Here is a 7,755-nt window from a genome sequence, read left to right as displayed (position 1 = left end):
TCCCAAACTTGGTTTTCTCTTCATCATGTACAGTTTATGGACAGCCAGATAAACTTCCGGTAACGGAATCAACTCCACGAAAAGAGGCTGAATCGCCATATGGAAATACAAAATCAATTTGTGAAGATATCATTCGCGATACAACAAAAGCTCATTCTAACCTAAAAGGAATTGCTTTGAGATATTTCAATCCAATTGGAGCACATCCAAGTTCAAAAATTGGTGAATTGCCATTGGGCGTTCCTAACAACCTTATTCCATTCCTTACACAAACGGTGGCAGGCATTCGCCTGAACTTAGTGTATTTGGAAATGATTACAATACGCCTGACGGATCTTGCATTAGAGACTACATTAATGTAGTAGATTTGGCGAAAGCACACGTTGTAGCCATTGAACGTTTGCTGCAAAATAAAAACACATCCAACTACGAATATTTTAATGTTGGAACAGGATCTGGTGTTTCTGTACTGGAAATCATTGAATCATTCGAAAGATCAACAGGGGAGAAAGTTCCTCATAAAATAGTTGGCAGAAGAGCTGGAGATATTGAGCAGATATATGCAGACACCTCATATTCAAACAGAGAATTGGGATGGAAATCAGAAAAAAGTCTTGATGAAACTTTGCTTTCTGCCTGGAATTGGCAAGTAAGCATTATGACACAAGAAGAAAAATAAACCATAAACTTATATCCATGAAAAAGAAAATATTAATCACAGGTGGAGCAGGTTTTATTGGCTCTCATGTTGTTCGTTTATTTGTAAACAAATACCCTGAATATCAAATTGTAAATCTGGATGCTCTAACCTATGCTGGAAATCTTGAAAATCTTAAGGATATTGATTCAAAACCAAACTACACCTTTGTTAAAGGAGATATTACCGATTTGGAATTTGTATCTGGATTGTTCAAAGATTTTCAGTTCGATGGAGTTTTACATTTAGCAGCTGAATCTCATGTTGATCGCTCTATTTCTGATCCATTGGCATTTATCACTACCAACATTGTCGGAACTGTTAACCTTCTAAATGCTGCAAAAGAAATTTGGAAAGATAACATGGACGGAAAGAGATTCTATCATATCTCAACCGATGAAGTTTATGGTTCGTTAGGTGAAACTGGTAAGTTCCTAGAAACAACTCCATATGATCCAAGAAGTCCATACTCTGCGTCAAAAGCCAGCTCAGACCATTTGGTGAGAGCATATTTCCACACCTACAACATGCCTGTAGTTCTATCAAATTGTTCCAATAACTACGGGGCAAATCAATTTCCAGAGAAGTTGATTCCTTTGGTAATCAACAATATTAAGAACTCTAAACCTCTGCCAATTTATGGAAAAGGCGAAAATGTTAGAGACTGGTTATTTGTAGAGGATCATGCCTTAGCAATTGACATGATTTATCACAAAGGTAAAATCGGAGAAACATACAATATTGGAGGAAACAGCGAGTGGACTAATATCGATTTGGTAAGAAAGCTGTGCGATATCATGGACAAGAAATTAAACCAGGAAATCGGAACTTCTCAAAAACTTATCACATTCGTAAAAGATCGTGCTGGTCATGATTTACGTTATGCAATTGATGCTTCCAAAATTAAAAATGAGTTGGGCTGGGAACCTAGCATTCAATTCGAAGAAGGTTTTGAACAAACCATCAATTGGTATCTTGAGAATACTGATTGGCTGGAAAATATCCTTTCCGGAGATTACGAAAAATACTACGAACAGCAGTACGAAAAGAGATAAAAAACAAAGAGCGATGTAAATTGGCATCGCTCTTTTTGTATCTGATACTTTTGATTTATTCTACAGTAACCGATTTTGCAAGATTACGAGGCTGATCTACATTACATCCGCGTAATACTGCAATGTAATAAGAAATCAACTGGAATGGAACCACGGTCAATAAAGGAGCTAAAGCTTCTAATGTTTCCGGAATTTCAATCACATAATCTGCCATATCTGCAATTACAGTATCACCTTCGGTAACAATTGCAATCACATGACCTTTACGAGCTTTTACCTCCTGAATATTACTTACAATCTTTTCGTAAGATTTATCCTTAGTCGCCGCTACAAACACTGGCATGTGCTCATCAATTAAGGCAATTGGCCCATGCTTCATTTCTGCTGCAGGATAACCTTCTGCATGGATGTATGAAATCTCTTTCAATTTCAAAGCTCCTTCTAAAGCAACTGGGAACAAGAATCCACGACCTAAATAAAGTGCATTTGTAGATTCAATATATCTCTTTGATAATTCTTTAATATCCTGATCTTTCTCTAAAATTTTAGCAATTTTCTCAGGAAGATTAGCAAACTCTTCGATCAACTTGTGGTAATCTTCTTTTGCCAAGGTTCCTTTTCTGTAACCTACCAACATAGCCATCATGGTAAGTACAGTAACCTGTGCTGTAAATGCTTTTGTTGAAGCTACCCCAATTTCTGGTCCAGCGTGAGTATAAACACCAGCATGAGTTTCTCTTGGAATACTTGAACCAACAACATTACAAATACCTAAAACAGTAGCTCCTGCTTCTTTTGCCAACTTGATTGCAGCCAATGTATCTGCAGTTTCGCCACTCTGACTGATTGCCAATACAATATCATCTTCAAAAATTACAGGATTTCTGTAACGGAACTCTGAAGCATATTCTACTTCAACCGGAATTCTGGCAAATTCTTCGAACAAATACTCGCCAACCATACCTGCATGCCACGATGTACCACAACCAATAATTAAAATTCGTCGAGCATTCACCAACTTTGGAATTACATCGTTAATCCCGCCAAGGAAAACTTCTTTATTTTGAGGAGATACTCTTCCTCGAATGGTATCATGAATCGAACTGGTTTGCTCAAAAATTTCCTTAAGCATGAAATGCTCGTATCCTCCTTTTTCAATCTGCTCTATATCCAAATCCAACTGCTGAACATGAGGTGTTAATTTATCGTTCTGCAAAGTCTTCAATACCAACTCATCACGATTAATGATAGCAACATCATCATCGTTAAGATAGATTACGCTCTGAGTATATTCAATAATTGGAGTTGCATCTGAAGCAAGGAAATACTCACCATTTCCAACACCAACAACAAGCGGACTACCTTTTCTGGCTGCAATTAACTGATTTGGTTCATCTTCACAAATAACAACCAGACCATATGCACCAACTACTTTTGTAAGTGCCAAGCGTACTGCTATTTCTGCAGTAACTTCACCTTTTAGATAGATATATTCAATAAGGTTTGCCAAAACCTCAGTGTCTGTTTCACTTTGGAAGGAATAACCTCTTTTTACTAGTTTCTCTTTTAAGAAGGCATAGTTTTCAATAATACCATTGTGAATAATCACAAATTTATTATTCATTGAACTGTGGGGGTGAGCATTTTCATCATTTGGTTCTCCATGAGTTGCCCAACGAGTATGCCCTATACCTATGGAACCTGAAATATCGTGTCCCTTTACATGATCTTCTAAATCTTTTACCTTACCCTTGCACTTAAATACTTGAGTTTGGTTAGTTCGAAGTGCAATACCAGCAGAATCATATCCGCGATATTCTAATCTTTTTAAGCCATTGACCAATATAGGATAGGCATCCTTATTGCCAATGTAACCAACTATTCCACACATAAATACATAAATTTCAATCTCGGTACCACTCAAGATTGGTTTATAATTCTAAATCAAAAATCACATTATAAGTCTAATTTTATAATAGTTAGCCTTAAACCTATAGCTTCATTTCAATTATCAATAAATTCCTCCTAAAAATATAATAAGTTAGCTTACTCACCAAACTTAACTGCAATTTATATCGATAAAAAAAGTGCATTAAAACCAAAGTTTAAATGCACTTTCTAAAATATTTTACTGTCCTACTATTCAGCTACTAATTCATCGTAAAAATCAGAGTAAGCTGTAATGTATTCTTCTTTGTTCTTATAAGGCATAAATGGCTTTCCTGAAGCTTCAGCATAAGCCTTAATTTCTTCATTAATATTTGAACTACCCATGATAATCGCATCAGATTGGTCTATTGCCAACTTGTGAAGCGCTACATAATTCGCATCCTCCAATACTTTAACATCTTCTTCTTCCACTCCTTCAATAATTGCTTTTGCTTTGAAGTCAGAGCTAAATGAAGTTGAGAATTCATCATCGTAAATAGAGAATACCACTTTTGTATCCGTAAACAATGGATCTTCGTTAAATGCTTTCTTTAAATACAAAGGAGTCAATCCGGTAAACCAGCCTTGACAGTGAACGATATCTGGAGCCCAACGTAACTTTTTAACAGTTTCTAAAACTCCACGAGCAAAGAAAATCGCTCTTTCATCATTATCTGCAAATCCATCACCGTTCTCGTCCGTCAAAATTTGCTTTCTGTGGAAGTAATCTTCGTTATCGATGAAATATACCTGCATTCTTGCAGCCTGAATAGAAGCAACCTTAATGATCAATGGATGATCCGTGTCATCAATAATTAAATTCATACCAGACAAGCGGATTACCTCATGCAACTGATTTCTTCTTTCATTTATGCAACCGTAACGTGGCATGAAAGTTCTAATTTCTTTTCCTTTTTCTTGGATTCCTTGAGGAAGATATCTTCCGATTTCAGACATTTCAGTTTCAGGAAGGTAAGGGGTAATTTCTTGTGAAACAAACAATACTTTTGTCTTTTCCATATAGTCGCTAAATATTAATACAGATTATCTGCGCAAAATTAATAAAAATATTTAACAAACCTGACCTTTGGCAAGGGTTAAAGAACCTACAATACAATTATATGCACTTATTATTTCTCAAGTATTATTTATTTATTTTATTTGCAGTCTTAACCAAAAAAACCGAAATGGTTTTGTAAGATTTTTAAAACAGGATGGAAATAGTAAAACTTGTTGCTGAAACAAAAGCAAAAATCAGCAAGTTTATTGAGGAAGGAAAAAGTATAGGATTCGTGCCAACTATGGGGGCTTTACACGATGGTCACTTATCACTTACAGCCGAATCTGTAAAAGAAAATGATATTACAGTTGTAAGTATTTTTGTGAATCCAACACAGTTTAATAATCCCAACGATTTAAAAACTTACCCGAGATGCGTTGAGCAAGATCTTGAAAAACTTTCAAAATACAATCCTGATTTGATTTTTATCCCTGAAGTGGAGGAAATGTATCCCGAACCAGATACTCGTGTATTTGATTTTGGACACCTTGACAATGTAATGGAAGGCAAAAATCGACCAGGACATTTTAATGGAGTTGCTCAAGTTGTAAGTAAACTTTTCGACATAGTAACTCCTCATAAGGCCTATTTTGGTCAAAAAGATTTCCAACAAGTAGCTGTTATTAAGCAGATGGTGAAAGATCTTAAGTTAAACGTAAAAATAGTTCCATGCCCCATTATCAGGGAAGAAGATGGTTTAGCTATGAGTTCCAGAAATTTACTACTTACAGAGGATCAAAGAAAAAATGCATCTAAAATATCTGAAACTTTATTTAAAGCTTGTAACTTAGCAGCCGATTTAAGTGTAAACGAATTGAAAGATTGGGTAGTTGATGAAATCAATAAAAACCCATATCTTTCGGTCGAATATTTTGAAATCGTTGATGATACATACTTGCAACCTATTAAAAGCTGGGACGAAAACAAGGTAAAAGTTGGATGTATCACCGTTCAGGTAGGAAAAATTCGATTGATTGATAATATAACTTTTTAAATATTAGTTCAAATTAAAATGTACATTGAAGTTTGTAAATCGAAGATTCACAAGGCATCGGTAACTGGTGCAGATCTTCAGTATGTTGGTAGCGTAACCATTGATGAAGATTTAATGGATGCAGCAAACCTAATTGAAAATGAGAAGGTTCAGATTGTGAATATTAACAATGGTGAACGCTTAGAGACTTATGTGATTCGTGGCGAAAGAGGTTCAGGTACAATTTGCTTGAACGGGGCTGCTGCCAGAAAATGTGCTGTTGGTGATGTAATTATCATCATCTCGTATGCATCGATGGATTTTGAAGAAGCTAAAAACTGGGAACCAAGCCTAGTATTCCCTGACACAGCAACTAATAAATTGATCTAAATTCATTTAGAATACATGCAAAGGCTGTTCTTTCGAGATCAGCCTTTTTTTGTGAGTGAATCTAAGCAACTTCTGGTACCTCATCCACACTTTAACTCATTCACGAATTCTTTTGCTACTCTCTTACCGATAAATTACCTTTAAGCAAAATCTTAAAAAATGAATAAACTACAATTGATAAAAGATAAAATTATCTTCAAGAAGGAAGATGCCTTTAACCGATTACAAACCTGGCGATTTAAAGACGAAAAAATCGTATTCTCCAATGGATGTTTCGACATTGTTCACCGTGGACATCTTGAATATTTGGCTTCGGCAGCTCAATGGGAAATAAAATGATCATCGGTTTAAATACCGATTCATCAACCCAAAGACTAAAAGGTCCTACCCGTCCAATCAACGATGAATACTCACGAGCTCTTCTATTGGCTTCACTGGGATTTGTGGACATGGTAATTCTTTTCGAAGAAGACACTCCATACAATTTGATTGATTTCGTTCAGCCTGACGTCTTAGTTAAAGGAAGCGATTACAAAGCTGAGGATATTGTGGGATACGATATCGTTAAAGCAAAAGGTGGAGAAATCAAAACTCTAGACTTTATCGAAGGATTCTCTTCAACAGGAATCATCAAAAAAATACAACAAGAAGGATAAATTTAAGATTCAAACACAAATTTGAGTTTATTACTCATTGTTAATTACTAATTGCTAATTATATCAAAGTGGTTGCCAAAGCGAAAACAAAAAGTGCCTGGTTCTGTCAGAATTGTGGAGTAGAATCTGCCAAATGGGTAGGTAAATGTCCTTCCTGTGGCGAATGGAACACATTTGTAGAAGAGATTGTCGTAAAATCAAAAAACATAAATGTTGTTGGATCAAACGGCGATACGAAAAACAAACCTTTAAAGATTTCTGAAATTTCATCTTCCGAAGAAAAAAGATACAACACCCAAAATATGGAGTTGAATCGTGTTCTTGGAGGTGGATTGGTTCCGGGATCCTTAATCCTGATTGGCGGTGAACCAGGAATTGGAAAATCGACATTGGCACTTCAAATTGCTTTGCATCTTAAAAACTACAAAACACTTTACGTATCGGGAGAAGAGAGTGCACAGCAAATTAAATTGAGAGGGAATCGAATCAATACTGATAACGACAATTGCTTAATTGTAAGCGAAACCTCAATGGAAAACATCTTCTCTCACATTAAAAATACCAATCCCAATATTGTGGTAATCGATTCCATTCAAACCCTGGCAACAGAAAGAATCGAGGCAGGTCCGGGAAGCGTTTCTCAAATCAGGGAATGTACTTCTCAATTGCTGCAATATGCAAAACAGTCGGCGGTTCCGGTTCTTTTAATTGGTCACATTACCAAAGATGGAAGTTTGGCCGGACCAAAAATTTTGGAGCACATGGTGGATACCGTTCTTCAATTCGAAGGCGATCAAAACCACATGTACCGAATTTTGCGAGCAACCAAAAACCGTTTTGGATCAACCTCGGAAATGGGAATTTACGAAATGCAGCATACAGGTTTGAGAGAGGTCTCCAACCCTTCGGAATTGTTACTTTCGCAGGAAGATGAAAGCCTGAGCGGCACAGCCATTTCAGCATCTATCGAAGGCATGCGTCCTTTCTTGATTGAG

General features: G+C 36.2%; 10 protein-coding genes. 8 read left to right on the top strand and 2 right to left on the bottom strand.

The window, feature by feature from the left end; all coding sequences use genetic code 11:
• From JCM15579_RS22105 to rfbB, 3 genes are all read left to right on the top strand, one after another.
• Positions 1-362 (top strand): NAD-dependent epimerase/dehydratase family protein (locus JCM15579_RS22105; RefSeq protein WP_262493554.1); only part of this gene is annotated, 362 nt, incomplete at its 5' end.
• On the top strand, positions 260-679 hold the full coding sequence (locus JCM15579_RS22100; RefSeq protein ID WP_306305818.1) for a GDP-mannose 4,6-dehydratase: 420 nt from the start codon (positions 260-262) through the stop codon (positions 677-679). The genes JCM15579_RS22105 and JCM15579_RS22100, both read left to right, overlap by 103 nt.
• Positions 680-696: 17 nt before the next feature.
• A complete protein-coding gene (rfbB, locus tag JCM15579_RS19745; RefSeq protein WP_054723008.1) occupies positions 697-1,752 on the top strand; it encodes a dTDP-glucose 4,6-dehydratase in 1,056 nt (351 codons plus the stop codon).
• Positions 1,753-1,807: 55 nt separating this feature from the next.
• On the opposite strand, the gene glmS is transcribed toward rfbB, so the two are convergent.
• On the bottom strand, positions 1,808-3,676 hold the full coding sequence (glmS, locus tag JCM15579_RS19740; RefSeq protein ID WP_245626004.1) for a glutamine--fructose-6-phosphate transaminase (isomerizing): 1,869 nt from the start codon (positions 3,674-3,676) through the stop codon (positions 1,808-1,810).
• A gap of 215 nt (positions 3,677-3,891) precedes the next feature.
• On the bottom strand, positions 3,892-4,701 hold the full coding sequence (locus tag JCM15579_RS19735; RefSeq protein WP_054723004.1) for a glycogen/starch synthase: 810 nt from the start codon (positions 4,699-4,701) through the stop codon (positions 3,892-3,894).
• Between the two features lie 194 nt (positions 4,702-4,895).
• Here JCM15579_RS19735 and panC point away from each other — a divergent pair, with 194 nt between their 5' ends.
• From panC to radA, 5 genes are all read left to right on the top strand, one after another.
• Positions 4,896-5,735, top strand: coding sequence for a pantoate--beta-alanine ligase (gene panC / locus JCM15579_RS19730; protein WP_054723002.1), 840 nt, complete (start codon positions 4,896-4,898; stop codon positions 5,733-5,735).
• An 18-nt stretch (positions 5,736-5,753) separates the two neighbouring features.
• A complete protein-coding gene (gene panD / locus JCM15579_RS19725; protein WP_054723000.1) occupies positions 5,754-6,104 on the top strand; it encodes an aspartate 1-decarboxylase in 351 nt (116 codons plus the stop codon).
• A gap of 159 nt (positions 6,105-6,263) precedes the next feature.
• On the top strand, positions 6,264-6,443 hold the full coding sequence (locus tag JCM15579_RS21085; RefSeq protein ID WP_218186261.1) for a nucleotidyl transferase family protein: 180 nt from the start codon (positions 6,264-6,266) through the stop codon (positions 6,441-6,443).
• Entirely contained in the window at positions 6,440-6,760 is a 321-nt protein-coding gene (locus JCM15579_RS21080) for a nucleotidyl transferase family protein (RefSeq protein WP_218186260.1), read from the top strand. The genes JCM15579_RS21085 and JCM15579_RS21080 overlap by 4 nt, the downstream gene beginning before the upstream one ends.
• A gap of 68 nt (positions 6,761-6,828) precedes the next feature.
• On the top strand, positions 6,829-7,755 hold a 927-nt coding region (radA, locus tag JCM15579_RS19715), incomplete at its 3' end, for a DNA repair protein RadA (RefSeq protein ID WP_054722998.1).

The organism is Marinifilum fragile JCM 15579, assembly GCF_001310955.1.
GTDB classification, from domain to species: domain Bacteria; phylum Bacteroidota; class Bacteroidia; order Bacteroidales; family Marinifilaceae; genus Marinifilum; species Marinifilum fragile.
Note: the sequence above shows the minus strand (reverse complement) of the source record. Positions and strands in the feature narration are given on the sequence as shown.

Coding starts and splice junctions, on each gene's coding strand:
- rfbB (WP_054723008.1), top strand. CDS start 697: ATGAAAAAGAAAATATTAATCACAGGTGGAGCAGGTTTTATTGGCTCT.
- JCM15579_RS19735 (WP_054723004.1), bottom strand. CDS start 4,701: ATGGAAAAGACAAAAGTATTGTTTGTTTCACAAGAAATTACCCCTTAC.
- panC (WP_054723002.1), top strand. CDS start 4,896: ATGGAAATAGTAAAACTTGTTGCTGAAACAAAAGCAAAAATCAGCAAG.
- panD (WP_054723000.1), top strand. CDS start 5,754: ATGTACATTGAAGTTTGTAAATCGAAGATTCACAAGGCATCGGTAACT.
- JCM15579_RS21085 (WP_218186261.1), top strand. CDS start 6,264: ATGAATAAACTACAATTGATAAAAGATAAAATTATCTTCAAGAAGGAA.
- JCM15579_RS21080 (WP_218186260.1), top strand. CDS start 6,440: ATGATCATCGGTTTAAATACCGATTCATCAACCCAAAGACTAAAAGGT.